This is a genomic window from Microcoleus sp. A2-C3 (genome assembly GCF_036706065.1).
In the GTDB taxonomy this organism is placed as follows: Bacteria; Cyanobacteriota; Cyanobacteriia; order Cyanobacteriales; family Microcoleaceae; genus Microcoleus.
The window spans coordinates 1-1711 of sequence record NZ_JAUBVX010000121.1 but is presented as its reverse complement, the minus strand read 5'-3'; the positions used below and the strand labels follow the sequence as shown (position 1 = coordinate 1711).

1 protein-coding gene and 1 pseudogene are annotated in these 1711 nt (G+C 35.9%); one reads left to right on the top strand and one right to left on the bottom strand.

Annotation, left to right across the window (positions count from 1 at the left end):
• Positions 1-77: 77 nt before the first annotated feature.
• A pseudogene (locus QUB66_RS29580) lies at positions 78-908 on the top strand (transposase); the annotation flags it as partial.
• A gap of 4 nt (positions 909-912) precedes the next feature.
• Here QUB66_RS29580 and QUB66_RS29575 read toward each other — a convergent pair.
• The gene (locus QUB66_RS29575) at positions 913-1509 is read right to left on the bottom strand and encodes an ISAzo13-like element transposase-related protein (protein WP_332970798.1); all 597 of its coding nucleotides are present in this window, start codon (positions 1507-1509) and stop codon (positions 913-915) included.
• Positions 1510-1711: the final 202 nt, after the last annotated feature.

The window sequence follows — 1711 nt, the reverse complement described above, 5'->3', positions numbered from 1 at the left end:
GTGATGCTATATCTGCCCATTTTTGTGACTTATTTATGCCTTCTTTAATTCCCCAATCTTAGACCTGAATCCTTACAATGGGAGTAATTATAGACCTAGTAACTCATCTTCCCCAAGAAATTTGGTTTTGGGAAAATCCCAAACAAGCAGATACCCATTGGGAAGAAGATTTACTAAAAATAGTTAAGCCAAAAACCTTGCTGTTATTGGACAGAGGCTTCTATCACTTCGCTTTTTGGTCAAAACTAATAGACCAAGAAATTGGATTTATCACTCGAACCAAGAAAGGTGCATCTTATCAAGTAGAGCGGGTATTAACCAATACTTATGATGTCAAAGACCAGATAATTAAAATAGGTGCAGGTACAAAAAAAACACCAACTTTGACTATAAGATTAGTACAGATTCGTTCCAAGACTTCCTGGCGTTCTTATCTAACAAGTGTCCGAGAACCAGAAATATTACCCCCTATGTAGTAGCAGATTTATATCAAAGACGCTGGCGAATTGAAGACGCATTTTGCATAGTAAAAAGATTACTAAATCTCAGCTATTTATGGACAGGTTCGCTAAACGGAATTCAGCTCCAAATCTGGGCTACTTGGCTATTTTATGCAGTTTTAGTAGATTTAGGAGATGCTGTTGCGGATGAATTAGGAGTGCCAATTGAACGGATTTCATTAGAAATGATTTATCGGGGGATGTATCATTTTTCGGTTGCCTATCAAAAAGGAATAGCTTCGGACTTAGTTAAGTATTTTGCCGCCGACGAAAATCAAGATTTAGGGATTGTTAAGCTAGGCATGAAAACCTCATATCAGGCTAATTATTTCTCCTTTCCCTGGAACTCAAAGAAGTCCCGAACAATTTTTTTTCAATAATAAAGGAACAAATGGAGTCATATTTTAATTGGTTAAACAGGTAAAAAATGAGTACAATTACTCATTGACAATAGTGTTTTTACCTTAACTTGTGAGTAATGGTCAGCGGTTATTCTGGCAAGATTTTCAAATTGTTCATTACGATTTTTTGTGACTCCGGTTGTTTGTTGTTTTTGAGCTTTGCGTTTCACATATCCATGTTTTTTTAACAGTTCTTGAACGACTGTGGTACTGACTATTGTTTCCTGAGCCTTCAGACCTTCAACTATTTGTTGATGCGTAAGATTTGTCCATTGAATTTTATCGGACATTGGATCTCCGGCTGTGTGGTTTTTTAAGACTTCTAAAAAACGCTCATTTAAATCAGGTATCTGAGAATCCCTAGTTTTTCTTCCTCCTCCAGGTCGGCGAATTCTCTGTTGATTCCTGCTGTGTTCTGATTCACTTTTTAACTCTTTAATGCCCTTGGCTATGGTATTCCTGTCTACTCCCAAAACTCGGGCCATGTAAATAATTCCACCACGACCAAGTTTTACGGCTTCTATCGCTGCATATTTTCTTTGATCTTTTTCAGATAAAGACTGATAATGTTTGAGCATTAAAGCAGTAATTTCGTCTGAGTAATACATAAATTAAGTTAGTAATAAATGATTCAAGTCAACACATCATGGGCGATACAAGAAGAACCAAGCAGGTATAATATTTGACATCCCTACCGAAACATGAACCTATTTATATTCACTCATTTACTTATTAGACCTCTTGCAAAAAAAATCTATGCTATAATAGAAATTTTTCAATTTAATCCCCCTAGAGCTAACTCATAATTAT

Bases quoted from the DNA above. Each gene is read 5' to 3' on its own strand.
- QUB66_RS29575 (WP_332970798.1), bottom strand. From the start codon at position 1,509: ATGTATTACTCAGACGAAATTACTGCTTTAATGCTCAAACATTATCAG.